The sequence below is a fragment of the Mucilaginibacter pankratovii genome, assembly GCF_014773265.1.
In the GTDB taxonomy this organism is placed as follows: Bacteria; Bacteroidota; Bacteroidia; order Sphingobacteriales; family Sphingobacteriaceae; genus Mucilaginibacter; species Mucilaginibacter pankratovii.
The window spans coordinates 1-15,645 of sequence record NZ_JACWMY010000001.1 but is presented as its reverse complement, the minus strand read 5'-3'; the positions used below and the strand labels follow the sequence as shown (position 1 = coordinate 15,645).

15 protein-coding genes are annotated in these 15,645 nt (G+C 45.7%); 6 read left to right on the top strand and 9 right to left on the bottom strand.

The window, feature by feature from the left end:
• Positions 1 to 42: 42 nt before the first annotated feature.
• Positions 43 to 876, top strand: coding sequence for a sterol desaturase family protein (locus IDJ77_RS00075; protein ID WP_191186882.1), 834 nt, complete (start codon positions 43 to 45; stop codon positions 874 to 876).
• On the opposite strand, the gene bioD is transcribed toward IDJ77_RS00075, so the two are convergent.
• The 4 genes from bioD to IDJ77_RS00055 all read right to left on the bottom strand — a co-directional run bounded on the left by bioD (position 838) and on the right by IDJ77_RS00055 (position 4,008).
• Positions 838 to 1,452 (bottom strand): dethiobiotin synthase, encoded by a 615-nt coding sequence (gene bioD / locus IDJ77_RS00070; protein ID WP_191186881.1) that lies wholly within the window; start codon positions 1,450 to 1,452, stop codon positions 838 to 840. The genes IDJ77_RS00075 and bioD overlap by 39 nt on opposite strands.
• The gene (locus IDJ77_RS00065) at positions 1,445 to 2,572 is read right to left on the bottom strand and encodes an aminotransferase class I/II-fold pyridoxal phosphate-dependent enzyme (protein WP_191186880.1); all 1,128 of its coding nucleotides are present in this window, start codon (positions 2,570 to 2,572) and stop codon (positions 1,445 to 1,447) included. The genes bioD and IDJ77_RS00065 overlap by 8 nt, the downstream gene beginning before the upstream one ends.
• A gap of 71 nt (positions 2,573 to 2,643) precedes the next feature.
• Entirely contained in the window at positions 2,644 to 3,006 is a 363-nt protein-coding gene (locus IDJ77_RS00060; RefSeq protein WP_191186879.1) for a Spy/CpxP family protein refolding chaperone, read from the bottom strand.
• A 228-nt stretch (positions 3,007 to 3,234) separates the two neighbouring features.
• On the bottom strand, positions 3,235 to 4,008 hold the full coding sequence (locus IDJ77_RS00055) for an XRE family transcriptional regulator (protein ID WP_191186878.1): 774 nt from the start codon (positions 4,006 to 4,008) through the stop codon (positions 3,235 to 3,237).
• Between the two features lie 84 nt (positions 4,009 to 4,092).
• Between IDJ77_RS00055 and IDJ77_RS00050 the strand changes: the two genes are divergently transcribed.
• Positions 4,093 to 4,458, top strand: a complete 366-nt coding sequence (locus IDJ77_RS00050) for a GIY-YIG nuclease family protein (RefSeq protein ID WP_191186877.1) — start codon at positions 4,093 to 4,095, stop codon at positions 4,456 to 4,458.
• Here IDJ77_RS00050 and msrB read toward each other — a convergent pair.
• The 5 genes from msrB to IDJ77_RS00025 all read right to left on the bottom strand — a co-directional run bounded on the left by msrB (position 4,448) and on the right by IDJ77_RS00025 (position 12,316).
• The gene (gene msrB, locus IDJ77_RS00045; protein WP_191186876.1) at positions 4,448 to 4,936 is read right to left on the bottom strand and encodes a peptide-methionine (R)-S-oxide reductase MsrB; all 489 of its coding nucleotides are present in this window, start codon (positions 4,934 to 4,936) and stop codon (positions 4,448 to 4,450) included. The two genes, IDJ77_RS00050 and msrB, sit on opposite strands and share 11 nt — an antisense overlap.
• 247 nt (positions 4,937 to 5,183) lie before the next feature.
• Entirely contained in the window at positions 5,184 to 8,357 is a 3,174-nt protein-coding gene (locus IDJ77_RS00040; RefSeq protein ID WP_191186875.1) for a PD40 domain-containing protein, read from the bottom strand.
• A 65-nt stretch (positions 8,358 to 8,422) separates the two neighbouring features.
• Positions 8,423 to 10,753: a penicillin-binding protein 1A gene (locus IDJ77_RS00035; RefSeq protein ID WP_191186874.1), complete on the bottom strand. Its 2,331-nt coding sequence runs from the start codon at positions 10,751 to 10,753 to the stop codon at positions 8,423 to 8,425.
• Between the two features lie 130 nt (positions 10,754 to 10,883).
• Positions 10,884 to 11,378 (bottom strand): dual specificity protein phosphatase family protein, encoded by a 495-nt coding sequence (locus IDJ77_RS00030; protein WP_224750912.1) that lies wholly within the window; start codon positions 11,376 to 11,378, stop codon positions 10,884 to 10,886.
• 59 nt (positions 11,379 to 11,437) lie between these two features.
• Positions 11,438 to 12,316: a diacylglycerol/lipid kinase family protein gene (locus IDJ77_RS00025; RefSeq protein WP_191186872.1), complete on the bottom strand. Its 879-nt coding sequence runs from the start codon at positions 12,314 to 12,316 to the stop codon at positions 11,438 to 11,440.
• A 154-nt stretch (positions 12,317 to 12,470) separates the two neighbouring features.
• Here IDJ77_RS00025 and IDJ77_RS00020 point away from each other — a divergent pair, with 154 nt between their 5' ends.
• The 4 genes from IDJ77_RS00020 to IDJ77_RS00005 are packed head-to-tail and all read left to right on the top strand — an operon-like array spanning position 12,471 to position 15,104.
• Positions 12,471 to 12,860, top strand: coding sequence for a hypothetical protein (locus tag IDJ77_RS00020; RefSeq protein WP_191186871.1), 390 nt, complete (start codon positions 12,471 to 12,473; stop codon positions 12,858 to 12,860).
• A gap of 8 nt (positions 12,861 to 12,868) precedes the next feature.
• Complete coding sequence (locus IDJ77_RS00015) at positions 12,869 to 13,681, top strand: DUF393 domain-containing protein (protein WP_191186870.1); 813 nt, start codon at positions 12,869 to 12,871, stop codon at positions 13,679 to 13,681.
• A gap of 7 nt (positions 13,682 to 13,688) precedes the next feature.
• Positions 13,689 to 14,615, top strand: coding sequence for a TIGR01777 family oxidoreductase (locus IDJ77_RS00010; protein ID WP_191186869.1), 927 nt, complete (start codon positions 13,689 to 13,691; stop codon positions 14,613 to 14,615).
• Positions 14,616 to 14,618: 3 nt separating this feature from the next.
• Complete coding sequence (locus IDJ77_RS00005; protein WP_191186868.1) at positions 14,619 to 15,104, top strand: SRPBCC family protein; 486 nt, start codon at positions 14,619 to 14,621, stop codon at positions 15,102 to 15,104.
• Positions 15,105 to 15,645: the final 541 nt, after the last annotated feature.

Sequence of the window (15,645 nt, the reverse complement as noted above, 5' to 3'; positions counted from 1 at the left end):
GGGCTGGGCCAGCGCTACCTTTGATATATTAATAAAGTTGACATGGAAAAAATGCTGCAGGCGCTGGTAACGATATTCAGTATTACGGCTATCCGCTATTTTATACTGGCGGGCGTGCCGTTCTTTTTATTTTACAAGCTGATAGCCAAATGGTATGCTAAAGGCAAAATTCAAAACCGCAATGCAAGCGTTAAAGATTTTATGCGCGAGATATTGCATTCCATGCAAACTTCAGCAGTTTTTGCGGTGATAGCTTACGTCATATTATATACGCCGCTAAAAAATTACACGCAGCTCTACGATTCTTTTACTGATTTCCCGCCGTGGTACCTGCCGGTAAGCCTGGTGCTGAGCCTGGTGATACACGATACTTATTTTTACTGGATGCATCGCCTGCTGCACCACAAAAAACTGTTTAATTATGCGCATGTGCTGCATCACAAAAGCACCAATCCTTCGCCATGGGCATCCTATTCCTTCCACTTTTTTGAGGCATGGGCCGAGGGGGCTGTGCTGCTGGTCATCGTGATGATCATGCCGATCCATCCCATTGTGGTAGTTTGGTTTACTATAGTTGGCTTTGTAATTAACGTTTACGGGCACCTGGGGTACGAGGTAGCGCCGAAATGGTTAAGAGGTTCCTTTTTATTCCAAGTCATTAATACCTCGGTGCACCATAATATTCATCACAGTAAATTCCGGGGCAATTATGGTTTGTACTTTAGGGTGTGGGACAGGCTGATGGGCACCGAACACCCCGATTATGTAAAGGAATACGACCGCCTGCAGGAAAGCCGTTTCGGGAAAAAGCCGGCTAAGACAACTAAGCCTGAAACCTTAGAAACTGAGGTATCCGCCAGCCTCAGCAACGCTTAGCGGCGTAATTTCCGCTAAAACGGGTACCCGGCCCAATAGGGGGATTTGGGTGTAATTCAGAATATATTCTTCCGATGAAGCTTCCGTATCGCCATTAAAAATTATACCCTTTATTGGGATACCGCGTTGTTTCAGCACCTCTGCGGATAACAGCGTGTGGTTGATGCTACCCAGATAGTTTTGCGATACCAGTATCACTTCGGCATCCAACTGCCTTATTAGATCGATCATTAGGAAGTGATCATTAAGCGGTACCATTAACCCGCCCGCGCCTTCAATGATGAGTTGGTTATTGGTTTTTGGGGTAATGATGGAATGTTCATCAATCACGATACCATCCAGCTTTGCCGATTTATGGGGCGAATAGGGCTGCTTCAGGCGATATGATTCCCAATGAAAAACGGTTTTGGTATTTGATACCAGGCTTTGCACCTTCATCGTATCGGAGTTATCCAGGTCGCCGGATTGGATGGGTTTCCAGTAATCGGCTTTCAGCTTTTCTACCACAATAGCGGCTACCAGCGTTTTGCCGATGCCGGTACCAATGCCGGTTATAAATAAAGGTTTATTAAGCATGAATGATGGTGTTTAGGGTTGAAGTAAGCAGGCCGATCTCCTGCGCGCTGTTGAATGCATGCAGGCATATACGGATGCGTTCGGTACCTACTGCCACCGTAGGGCTCAATATCGGGCGAACATCCAGTCCGGCTTCCTGTAAAAGCTGCGCAGCTTGTTTGGCTTTTTGGTTACTGTTTAACACCAGGCATTGTACGGCACTATCGCTTTTAAGCAAAGGGAAGTGGTTATTCGGTGTAACACCCTGTTTAAAAAGGGCTATATTTTGATGCAGCGCCGTTATTTCTTGTTCGGTATTAGCCAATAGCTCATAAGCCATTTTTACCGATGCCAGTTGGTGAAAGGATGCCGCTGTAGTATAAACGAACGATCGGGCAAAGTTAATGAGGTATTGGCGCAGTAAGCTGCTGCCTAAAACTATAGCCCCATGGCATCCCAAAGCCTTGCCGAAGGTAACGATACGCGCGAAGACCCTGTTTTGCAAACCTAACCCGGGGATCAGTCCCGCGGGGCATAGGCCAACCGCATGGGCTTCATCCACTATTAAATTTGCGCCGTATTGCTCCGCTAACTGTAATATTGCCAAAATAGGAGGGGTGTCGCCATCCATGGAGTATACGCTTTCTATCACTACATAGCAATTGCCTTTAGCCTGCTTTAGCTTGCCCTCCAGGCTCTTCAGGTTGTTATGCTTAAAAGTATAGCGGTTGGCGTGGCTTAATCGCGCACCGTCGATAATAGAGGCATGTATCAGCTCGTCGCAAATAATGGTATCACCTTTTTGCGGGAGGGAGGAGAATAAACCCACGTTGGCATCATAGCCCGAATTAAAGATCAACCCTGCTTCGGCCTGGTGAAATTGCGCTATTTGCTGCTCCAATTCTTCGGCATACCGCAAATTGCCCGATAGCAGGCGCGAACCCGTAGAACCATTTAAACTATCGGGGTAACGGGCTATTTCATTGGCGATGCTGGTTTTAAATGCTGCCGAGCGGGCAAAGCCAAGGTAATCGTTGCTGCAGAAGTCAACCAGGGTGTTTTCCGACTTTAGTGAACGGTAAATGCCCGCAGTTTTCCTGTCGTCCAGCCTGTTTATGATAAATATTTCTGCTGATCCCAATTCCCGTTTAAATTTCGGCTAAAATAAAAAAAGCGGCCCATCGCCGCTTCTTTTATTTTTCTACAAAAAAATTATTTCTGAGGTGGGGCACCGCCGCCACCGCCGTTTTGCATGCGGGCGCGTCTTTCGTCCATTTCTTTCTGCCATGCAGCAGCTTGCTCAGCTGTTAACAAAGCTTTCACCTTATCGTTAGTAGCCTGCATCAGCGGGCGGAATGTAGACCTATCGGCACCTGCGGTACGCAAGCTATCCATCTGTTTGGTTTGCGCTTCGTAAACGGCGGTGATTTTAGTCACCTGGTCGTCGGTTAATTTTAACGATTCTTTCATCGCTTTAACCCTGTCGGCCGCTGTCATTCTCATACCACCACCCTGTGCGCGGCTTACTGTTGCAATCCCAATCAGGAAGCAGCAGATCAACATAATTTTTTTCATTTTTAAATTTTTAGTTTTTAATTGATGTTTTGATAAAGATAGTAACCAATAGTTTAACGAAAAGGTGTGTAACTTAATTGTTGCTTCGGGGAGGAGGTGTTTTAAAGTTGGAAGGTTGGACGTTAGGAGGAATTGTAAAAGGTGTGGAGACAATGATGTACAGTAAGGCCTTATATTGAAAAAGGTTGGAACCTTACAACGTTCCAACCTTTCAACTTTTTCCTAAACTTAATTACTTCCCTTCAACCCGGCTATGGAGCGCTGCATCTGGGCCATCATGGTGGTGAGGCTTTCCATGGTAGGCTCGGGAGTTGGCATTGGCATGTGGGTAGAGATATATGCTTTGGCTTTCCATATCTCTAATACGTCTTCGCCGTTGATATCGTAGGGTTCGTAAACGGGGTTATCAGATATCAGCTTTAATTTTTTATTCTCTTTAAATTTATTACCGGCACGTTTGTAAACCACGCCATCGCTTTTTGATACAATAACGTAGGTTTCGCCTGCTTTTACGTCGGCCCAGTTTTCCTGGTATTCGCCTATGATGATAGTGCCCGATTGCAGCGGCAGCATCGAATCGCCTTTGATCTCGAAACCGCGGAATGTGCCTTGCTTAAACATGGGCAGGTACAATTTTGGCAAAGCGGCCACATATTCGGTATCGGCGTAGCCGTTTAAATAGCCGGCAGCGGCCTTTGTAGGCACCAATTCTATGTTCTCGTTATCTTCTTTATCTACCGAAATACTAAGTACGCGCAGGTTGGCCGGGTTACCTTTTGGCTTGGGTGCCCACTTCTCATCAATTGTTTCGTTGATAAAATCATCAATTGATACATCAAAAAACAATGCTAAAGTTTTTAGTAGCTCATATTTGGGCTCCGCACGCTCTTCTTCGTATGCGCCTACTAATGAACGTTTTATACCTACCTGATCTGCAAACTGTTGTTGGGTTAACCCCTTCTTTTTGCGTAAAAACTTAATATTTTGTGAAATATTTGCCATAAAATTTGGAATTGCTAAATTTATTAGTAATTTTATGCTCATAAAGTTAGTAATTATTTTTTAACCGGCAAATTTTTTTATCAAATGAAGAGGTTCGTTTATATCATCACCGACAGGAACAGGAAAAATTTACATGTAGGCATGTGCACAGACCTGTTAAAAACGCTAAAATTTTACGGCGAAATGCCAACGTTATTTTTCGATAGCGCGCAGCAGTTAAACCGCCTGGTTTATTTTGAAGAGATAAATACAGAGGAGCAGGCCATGGAGCGCTTTAAACAGGTAAGCACCTTTACCCGCCCGCAAAAAGAAAAAATGATACGCCCGGTTAACCCGGATTGGGTTGACCTTACTATAGGATTGAACTACGAAAGCAGCCAAAAAATAAGGCCATCCGTTTTTGCCGGACGGCCTTCTATACAACCTGCGCGCAGGGCTGTTACTTTTTAATGAATTTTAAGGCACCCGAATTCATGCAAAAACGTTTGCCGCCACGGTCTGCAGGGCCGTCGTCAAACACATGGCCCAGGTGCAGCCCGGTACTTTTTTCGATAACCTCGTCGCGGCTCATGCCGTAGCTGTTATCGGTTACAATTTCAACTTTACCTGCATCCACTGCTTTTACAAAGCTTGGCCAGCCGGTTCCGCTGTCGAATTTATCGGCAGAGCTAAATAATACATCGCCGGTAGCGGCACTTACGTAAACCCCTTTTTCGTGGTTATCGTAATAATCGTTCTTATAAGGCGGCTCGGTGCCGCTCTCTACCATAATATGGTATTGGTTTGGCGTTAATACTTTTTTCCATTCTGCCGCCGGTTTGCTTTTTGGGCGGTTTGCCTGTTGTTTCTTGGTTTGCCCGTTGATGTTTTGGCAACTGATGATGCCGAATATACTTACTATCAGTATCGCTAAGATCGATTTTTTCATTGTTATGTTTTCTGATGCTGTTAAGCTGTTTAATAGTACTATGTTAACGTAATCTACGAAATATAGTGCCAAAGCGATTGTCATCTCTTGGTCGTAATAACAAAGCGTTCCTTACAGGCTTTTTTGTGTTTTTCTTAAAATAAAAAGGATCAAAGCATTTTACGCCCTGATCCTTTAAATTCTGTATAAAACCTGCTTGCCAACAGGTTTCTGGATTAATGCTGCTTATAGTCTCAAATCTATCCTACTACCATCCTGGTGTAAAGTTGAAACCGAACACCGGCTTTTTAACATCTTTGCGGTTGAAAGGGAAGGCATAGTATGGCTCTAATACAAATGCACCAAATACGTTTATCCTTAATGATATACCCGCGCTAAAGGCCGGCACACGCGATACCGTGTAATAGGTGGTGGTTTGCCCGGTAGTTGGGTCGGTAATTGGTGTGGTTGATAAAATATCAGGCTCTGTTTTAAACAGGGTGATCTTATCGCCTTTGTTCCAGGCTAAACCGGCATCAAAAAACAAGTTCAGATCGGAAAAAAGGAATTTTGAGGGTATTACCGATAATTTCTCCGGCCCGGTAAACGGCAGGCGGATCTCGAAGTTCGCCACCGCGATACGGCTACCGTTAAGCTGGTTGCTGTTCCACAAGCTGGTGTTGGTTGTAGTAGTTACGTTATCGCTGTAAAGATCGTAACCGCGCACCAGCCATGGGTAACTCACCGAAAGGGGGTAGAAATTGGTAGCATCATCGCCAAAACGACCGGTACCATAAAACCTTGCGGCAAAAGTAACGGGTTGTATCCGCACATATTTGCGCAGATCGATATTTGGCGAGTAATATTTGTAGGTACCAAAGTTATAATCCATACCCAGTTTAAAGCGGTAACCACCAAGCGGGGCGGCGATACCGAAGTAAGAATCGTCGCCGGTGAGGGATGTACCTATGGTATAAGTGCTGAAAGGGCGGTAATCATACCCGGTTTCCGCCAGGTATTGTTCGCGGGTTATTTTGTGTTTTTTAAAGTCGATAGGCTGGTAATAAGTACCTGTAGCATCGGTAAAGGGGAGGATGTAAGTACTATAGCGATCGATGCGGAAGCTGCTGCGCGCCGCGCTAGCGCCAATTTCATACCGTAATTGCTTGGATATAGGGTACTGCACAAAGCCCTGCACCGCATCCTGGAAAATGCGGATAATATCGGTATGCTGGTCTAATACATTTGTTTGTTGCCCCTGGTAATCAATGGTTGTAGCAGTAATGCCATAATTACCAAACTGGTAGGGGATATGCGATAAGCCGAAGCCCCAGTTCCAGCGGCCTTCCTGGTTAATATAAATGCCCTGCGCGCCAAAGTCATACACTTCGCCATTTACCGATGCGCTCGCGTAGATCTGATTGCGGCCCAAAATATCACTAAATACGCCTACAATACCACTGGATAAACCGGTGCCATAAGTGCCGATCTGCGCGCCTACGCCGTTACTGGCCAATGCATCCAGTTTAAACTTTGGTTTGTAGGCAACACTGCGGATAGAATCGGAGTGTAGTTTAGGGTACGCTAAAAAGTTATTTAAGTTGGCGTTTATCAGGTCGACACCAACTGCGCGGGTTGGCGGCAGCATGGCAACATCAAAATTCGTGGCGCCGCCATCAACCACAAGCGGCGTAAATTCAGAAGCTTTGGCATTGTAGATAGTGTACTTTTGCGAGCGATAGTATGAGTAGATGATATCGTCGTTTGCCGAGATGCTGAGCGCCGGCGAAAACTCGGTGATACCGCAAATGCCGGTGAACAGATCTGTCATTTGCTCTACCTTGCCCGATGCTAAGGTGTATCGATACAGGTTACGGAAACCATCTCGATTGCTGAGGAAGTATACCTGCGTACCATCTGCCGAATATAGCGGGTTTAGGTTATTGGCATGGTTGAATATTTTGATATCGGTGATTTTACCGGTAGCAATGTCCAGTTCGGCCAGGTTGAAGGTGATCTCCTGCGACAGTACCTGGTCGTAAGTGCCGCGGTCGCTGGAGTAAATGATCTTTTTACCATCTCGCGAAAAGTTTGGCTGGTAATCGGAGTATTTATCGTTGGTGAGCTGTTTTACTGTTTTAGAATCAAAGTTATACAGGTACAGATCGCCCTGCCCTTCGGATAATGCCTGGAATGCTACGTTTTTGCCGTCGGGCGACCAGGTTAAGTTACCAAATTGCTCGGCCTTGCCCATCGAAACATCATTCAGCACGGTACCATCGGGCACCGCAACAACCAGCATCCGGTTGCGGCCTTTGCTGAATACGCTGAAGGCAAACTTCTTGCTATCCGGCGACCACGCGCCCGCCGACTCGATAAAGTTGAATTCATCTACGTGCGAATTGGCCGTTTTACTGGTGAGCCGTTTAATTATCCGCCCCGTTCGGGCATCGGAGAGGTAGAGATCGATACTAAACAAATTCTTGGAAGACAGGAAAGCGATGTACCGCCCATCGGGACTAACGGATGGCGCAACCGTCATGTCGCCGCCAATTTTATCGTCGATCACTTTAAGGCCCACCGGTTTTTGAACCGTATCCTTTAAAAAGGGCTTATAGGTGTTTTCTATCGAATTTTTCCACAGGCGCGACAGTGTTTTATCATCATAACCAAAGGTGCGCCTGATACCGTACTGCAGGCCAAAACGCGCTGTGTTTTTAAAGAACGGAACGATAATCGTATCGCCATAGGTAGAACCCAGGAACGACCAGAACGCCTCGCCATAACGGTAAGGGAAGTATTTATTGCCGTTGGTTAAGGCTTCCACCGTTGGGATATCATGATTTAAATAGGCATCGCGCATCCACATGGCCGTGTAGGCATCTTTTTTACCCAGCGAGAGGTATTCTGCCATACCTTCCACCATCCAAAGTGGAATGTTGCCGATGTTTTCGAAGTTAGACGAATCGCGGCCCAGCAGCATATGATACTGGAAAGCGTGCACCAACTCGTGGCCCAACACGTGGCGGGTGGTTTGGTTGGTTTCCATCACCGGCATTACCACACGGTTTTTCAATCCCTCGGTAATACCGCCCGTCCCCACGCTTATCTCACCATCGATAGCGGTTGTCTGCTGAAAATCGGGGTGATTGGCGTACAGGATAATGGGGTTGGGCTTGGCGAAAGTATCGCGAAACACTTGTTGATGAAGCGTATACCATAGCTCGGCTTCCTGCGCAAAGCGTTTCATCATACTATCGTTTTTGATGTAATAGTAGATCTCGAAATGCGGGGTTTTATAAACCTTAAAATCCAGTTTTTTATACCGTACCTTGTTTTGCCCAAAGTACTGTGCTTTGGCTTGCGGGCTAAACAACAGCGCTGCTGCCAGCAAAAACAAAACAAAAGGAAGCTTTATAGAGAATGAGTAACGTTTATTCATAATTTGGTTTAAGAATATGGCGTAATTTAATTAAAACCCAGCTTAAAGGCAAACGCAGAAATTTACTATTTATTAGGCGTAGGCGGAATATTTTCGGGGTTTTCCTCTGTAACAGGCGCTGGCACAATACTGGAGGTATCTACCTGCATATTCGTGCTGTCGGTTTCGGTAGTATCCCTGCTGTATTGCTGTGGTGTTGGGCAGTTATACTCCTTGGTGATCTTTACCCATGGTTTTGGGAACGGCCCGTAGGTGTAGCCCGAATTAGGATCGGCATACACCTTTTCCATAAACTCCCCAAAAATTGGCAGCGCCGTGTGCGAGCCTTCCCCGGTTTCGGATGTGGTGAAGTGCACGCTCCGATCATCAGCACCTACCCAAATACCCGTTACCAGGTCCTTGGTGATACCCATATACCAGCCGTCGACATAATCGCTCGAGGTACCTGTTTTGCCGCCTATCTGGTTATTCTTCTTCCAAAGGCTTGGGTATTCCCATAATGCCTGCGACGTGCCACCCGGTTCTTCCATACCACCGCGGAACATATAAAGCATCAGCCAGGCGGTTTCCTCGCTTAAAACCTGCTCGGTTTTAAGCGTAAACTCCTGTATAATATCGCCTTTCTGGTCGGTTATTTTAGTTACCAGCAGTGGGTCTACCTTTTGGCCTTTGTTTAGGAAAGTGCTGTAAGCCCTTACCATTTCAAATACCGAAACATCGTTAGAACCCAATGAGACTGATGGTACCGATTTCAATGGACTTTCGATACCTATTTTATGTGCGTAATCCACAATTTTATCCCAGCCCACATGCTCGGTTACCTGCGCGGTTATCGAATTTACCGATTTACCCATTGCCCAGCGCAACGACATCTCGCGGCCCGAAAAGTTGAAATCGGCATTGTTTGGTTCCCACACATCATCCTTGCCGTTATCTTTAAATTTAATGCTCACCCGTTTATCGGTAAACTTATCGCAAGGGGTAAAGCCGTTATCGAGCGCGGTAACGTAAGCGAATGGCTTAAAGGTAGAGCCTGCCTGGCGTTTAGACTGGTTTACGTGGTCGTAATTAAAGTATTTATGATCTATACCGCCAATCCAAACTTTGATCTTACCTGTTGATGGCTCCATGGTCATCATCCCGGTATTCAGGATCCTGGTGTAGTATTTTATCGAATCAACACTGCTGAAGGTGGTGTCCTGGTCGCCCTTCCAGGTGAAAACGCTCATGCGTTTCTTTTTTTCGAAGTAGGCGTTTATCTGCGTGGTATCGCCGTTATACTTTTTAACCAGCAGCTTGTATATCGGCAGTCGTTGTTCGGCTTTCAGCAAAAAGTCTTTTATTTCTACGCCTTTGCTGTCGCGCCATGGGTTTTTATCACCCCATAAATTATTAAAGCGCCTTTGCAGCATCCGCATTTTATCGGCAACGGCCTCTTCGGCGTATTGCTGCAGTTTGCTATCGATAGTGGTGTAGATCTTGAGGCCGTCCTCGTACAGGTCGTACCCGTTATCTTTACACCATTTATCCAGCCAGCGCTCTACCGCGTGGCGGATGTAAGAATCGCCCTGGCCGGTTTTATCTACATAGCTGCCATCTAATACGATAGGCAGTTTGCTGCTGGTATCGTAACCAACCTTGTTTAAGTAATTGTATTTCAGCATTTGTGCAAGCACCACATTGCGGCGCTCCAGCGCGCGCTGCGGATAAACCCGCGGGTTATAGGTAGAGGTTGCCTTAAGCATACCTATTAACGTAGCAGCCTCGGCAGGGGTAACCTGGTTGGGCATTTTGTTGAAATACTTTAAAGTGGCTGTTTTGATACCATAAGAGTTATTGCCGAAGGGAACCGTATTGAGGTAAAGTGTGAGGATCTGCTGTTTGGTATATTGATGCTCTATTTTATAAGCTGTTAGCCATTCTTTACATTTAAAAACAAGCGTTTTTACTCCCGGGATGTACTTTACCAGGCCCTGCGATTTGCGCTTGCGCGTGTTAAACAGGTTTTTTGCCAATTGCTGGGTAATGGTACTCGCACCACGGCGGTCGCCTTTAGCGGTTGATACCAGGCCACTTGCAAAACCAATAAAGTCTACACCGCCATGCTTATAAAAACGAACATCCTCGGTAGCCACCAGCGCATTGATGAGGTTGGGCGATATGTCTTTATATTCTACGGGAGAGCGGTTTTCTTTATAAAAACGGCCGATAAGTTTACCATCCGCCGTGTACACCTCGGATGCAAACTGCTGGGTTGGGGTTTTAATATCCTTCATATCGGGCGAATAGCCAAACAGCCAAAGAAAATTCAATTCAATGGCACAGAAAAAGAGGATAACAAAGTAAACAAAGATGGTAAGATATCTCAGGTATCGGTTTCTTATACTTCTGAACATTGGGTAAAGATGGAAATTTATGCAACTATTACCATAGCCGCGGCACAAAAAATTAACAACGCAATTTTATTAACTAAATTTTAATTTAATACGTTGCATGTTCATTTATTTTCTGAGCGGAGACAAATAATTACGAAGCGCTGCCTTTATCCATTTCACGGCACACTTTTTCCAGCTCTTTTAACCTTTGAATTTGCCCGGGGCGGGGGTTGATAAAAGTGCGCACGCTTTTTACGAGGTCAAAAGCATCCTGATAAGTTGCACCAGCTTTGATAAGGTAGGCGATAGCCATGGTAGGGCCGCGGCCCAATCCCTGCCTGCAGTGTACGTATACGATGCCCCCGGCTTTTATTTCGGTCTCCATAAAGGTGGCACCCTTCAAAAGTGTATCCAGATCGGGTGGTGTATTATCTACCGTAGGTAGGTGGAGATATTTAAAGCCTCCGTACTGCGCTTCGGTGTAAACCGAGTGGATGCGCATATTTACAATTGCCGTTACCCCAAGGGCTTTTAGTTTTTTGAGGCCAATTAAATTATACTGGCTCCCGAGGAAGAGGTGGGCCGTGATCTGGCTGCGTTTAATGTTGGGGATGCCATACACATAACGGTGCGTTATATCTGCCATCTTCTGTAAAAAGATGTACACAACAAGGGCCGAGCTTTTTATTTTGCTAAACATTGTTTTTATTTTGGCACCAAAACGTTAAGTGCTTTTGGTATTATACTTATTTCGATCTTTTTGGCTTCGTCTTCGCAGTCGTCGCAAATGTATTTTACATTATCGCTCAGCTCTATCACAACTTCTTTGCACCGCCAGTGCTTTAAAACGTCGGATGTTGTATGGAATAATGTACTGCCTGCAACCTGCAACATCGACAGCGGATCGGCGCTTTTAAGTAAGATCACGTCCAATTCGCCATCATACACGCTTATTCCCGGCAGGAACGACATATCGCCGATCCCGATGTTCCCTGCATTGGTTACCGTTAACGAAACACCTTCTTCTGTAACCAGCTCCCCATCTATAGTTAATTGATAACTTAAGGGTTTCGCGGCAATAGTGGTTTTAAGTGCAGTTATGCCGTATGCTACTTGCCCCAGTTTACTTTTGAGGCCGGGATCAGCATCCAGTATCATATCGGCCATGATGCCAAGATTTATTCGAAGCAGGAAAGGTGTGCCGTTAGCTATGCCCATATCCATCTGCATTACTTTGGCGTTTCCCGCCACAATGAGTTCTATCGCTTCGGGCGAATCCTGAGGTATACCCAGTTCTTTAGATAGGATGTTGGCCGTACCGCCGGGTATAACGGCCAACGGGGTTTTACTGCCGTAAAGTGCCGCAGCTACTTTGGTGATACTTCCGTCGCCGCCGTAAATAACTACCAGATCCGTTTTACCAATAAGCTGTTTTGCTGTATTATAAGTGTCTTCTTCTTTACGGGTAACGGTAATATCCCAATCGATATCAGACCCGTTAAGCGCATTGTGCAGGTAGCTTAGGATAGGCTCCTCTTTACCCGAACCCGGATTGATAATAAAGTGAATGTTCTTGAATTTCATTTGTTATGGCTTGGCAAATACCATTCCAGTATCGTATAGAATACAGGGGTGAGGCATAATTATTTAAAATAAAGTTTCAATATATTTTGAAAGTTCAATACAAATATTCTACATTTGTCCATGCAATAAGCACAACAATAAAAACATAGAAATCATGAACTACTTTATTTTAACCTATGCCGTTTACCTCACCGTTAGTATTTTATTAACCATTTGGGTAGCTAAAGTTTTATTTAACAACGGACGCATTTTTTTGGTGGATATTTTTCATGGCAATGCGCCGCTGGCCGATAGCGTGAACAAACTGCTGGTAGTGGGCTTTTACCTGATCAATATCGGCTACATGTGTTTGGTGCTGAAAGAGACCCACACCATCAAAAGTACACAGGAAGTAATTGAGGTATTGAGTTATAAAATAGGCACCATCATCCTCATCCTTGGTGCTATGCATTTTTTTAACATAGTGGTGTTTTTTAAACTAAGAAACAAGGCGCAACTGCTAAAAGGAGAGAATGCTAACGTTGTATTTGTACAACCTAAATAACCCAGGCCATGAAAGCGCTCCAAAACCACCTGATACTTTACGATGCCGATTGCCCTATGTGCAAAGCCTATACCAAAGCGTTTACCCGCAGCGGGATGCTGGGCGATGAGGGAAGGGCCAGTTACCAGGATATGCCCGTAGCGGTTTGTCCGCTGGTTGACAGGCAGCGCGCCGTTAACGAAATAGCTCTGGTAGATACCCAAACCGGCGAGGTGAGTTATGGTGTGGAAAGCCTCTTTAAAGTGATAGGCAACAGCTTCCCGGTGTTTAAACCGCTGTTTGGATTCGGGCCGTTTGTTTGGCTGATGAAAAAGGTGTACGCCTTTATATCTTACAACCGCAGGGTAATTATCCCTGCGGCTCATGATGTGCAGGGCATACAGCCCAGCTTCAGGTTAGGTTACAGGCTTATCTATTTAGTGTTCACCTGGCTGGTAGTAGGCAGTATCCTTACAGTTTATGCGCATCATTTAACCCCGCTTGTTCCACTGGGCGATCCGCTGCGCGAATATTATATCTGCGGTGGGCAGGTGCTGTTCCAGGGGATAGTGATCAGCCTGTACAGCCCGGCCAAACGCTGGGAGTATTTGGGTAATATGATGACGATATCTTTAGCGGGCGCGTTATTGCTGCTGCCTGTATTGCTGCTCGCCAAATTTGTTGCCCTAACGCCTATAATATGTACCTTATGCTTTTTGGCAGTGGCCGGACTGATGTTTTTAGAGCACATCCGCCGCACCAAACTAATGCAGCTGGGCTGGCTGCTCACCATGAGCTGGGTAGTTTACAGGCTGCTGCTTTTAATCGTTATTTTAAACTAAACGTATCATGAAATACCATAAAATAGTACTCGCAGGCGGTAATGGCTACTTAGGTACCGTACTGGCTGCTTACTATAAAAATCTCGCCGAAGAAATTATCCTGCTGAGCCGCAGGCCCGCAGTAGCCGATGGCAACATCAAAACCCTTATCTGGGATGGCAAAACTGAAGGTGATTGGGTAGCAGCCCTCAACGGTGCCGATATGCTGGTAAACCTCTGCGGCAAAAACGTGAACTGCCGTTACACCGAAGAGAATAAACGGGAGATCATCAATTCAAGGGTAATACCCACGACTTTATTAGGGAAGGTGATCAATAAATTGGCTAATCCTCCAAAACTTTGGATCAACCTGGCATCTGCCACCATTTACCGCCATGCCGAAGACCATGCGCAGGACGAAGCCACCGGCGAAATTGGCTACGGTTTTTCTATTGATGTATGCACCCAATGGGAGCAAAGCTTTTTTGATGCCGATACACCAAATACCCGCAAAATAGCCCTCCGCCATGGCATCGCCCTTGGGCGCAGCGACAGCGTTTTCCCGCGCCTGCTTAACCTGGTTAAACTGGGCATGGGCGGAAAACAAGGCGACGGCGAGCAATATATTGCCTGGATCCACGAGCACGATACCGCCCGCATCACCGAATTTTTGATGGAGCATACCGAATTGGACGGCGTTATCAATGCCGCAGCTCCTGAGGCGGCAAAGAACAAAGACCTGATGCACATCATTCGCAAAGCTTATGGCATTCCATTTGGCTTGCCCGCACCGCAATGGCTGCTGGAGATAGGCGCGAAGGTGATCGGTACCGAAACTGAGCTGATATTGAAAAGCCGCTGGGTAACGCCCAAACGCTTGCTGGATGCCGGGTTTGTGTTCCAGTTCCCCAAGGCAGAACATGCCATACACGATATTTTAAGTTTGAGGGTTTAAACCATGGCTATTATTAAATTAACCACTAAAATAAACGCGCCGGTTGAGGTGTGTTTTGATCTTTCACGCAGTATCGACCTGCACGTAAATTCTATGGAGCATACCAAAGAAAAAGCCATAGCCGGAAAAACCTCCGGCCTTATCGGGCTCAACGATTGGGTGACCTGGCAGGCCAATCACTTCGGCCTTAAATTAAATATGACTATCCGCATCAGCGAGTTTGCCGGCAATGATTACTTTATAGATGAAATTGTAAAAGGCCCGTTCAAGATGATGCGCCACCTGCATCAATTCAAACAAGTTGGCAGCTTTACAGTAATGGAGGATGAGTTTATCTTTAAATCACCGTTTGGTTATTTGGGTAAACTGGTTGATAAGCTGTTTTTGGAAAAGTATATGACCAATTTGCTGCTGAAGCGAAATGAAGTTATAAAATATGCAGCTGAGCAAGAGGCCAAGTTTTTAGCAAAGAAGAGGGTGGCAGTGTAAGATGATCGGACAAGCTTTCCCTGTACCATATTTGCCTCACGTCATCATAAGGGTAATAGCCCATGACTGGACAGGCGGTTAATTCATAAGACGTTCCGCTGGAACGAAAAGGATTTTCGGCATTCTCTACCCATAAAACATCCCGAAGGGATGAAGAAAAGCGAAATCGTTCCAGAGGAACGTCTTATGGGTAGAAAAAAGCGACAATTTTTACGTTCCAGCGGAACGTTTTATGGAATCTGCCTATTGATGGGCTATTACTCTTGCGAGGAAGCGAAGCGACGAAGCAATCCTCGGCAAGCAGAGCGGATTTGCATAGCGACTCTGCTTGCCGAGGATTGCTCCCGATTTTATCGGGACAGGCTACGCTATCGCTCGCAATTGTAAGGGTTTAGTAATTCGATGACAGATTAGCGGTTTTAATTTTTGTTGTTTAGGGTGCACATTTCAATAGGTTTTTTACCATTAATACCTTGATGAGGCCTTTCCCAGTTGTAATAAGCGAGGTATTGTAAAAGTTCATCTTCAAGTTCTTCGAGGC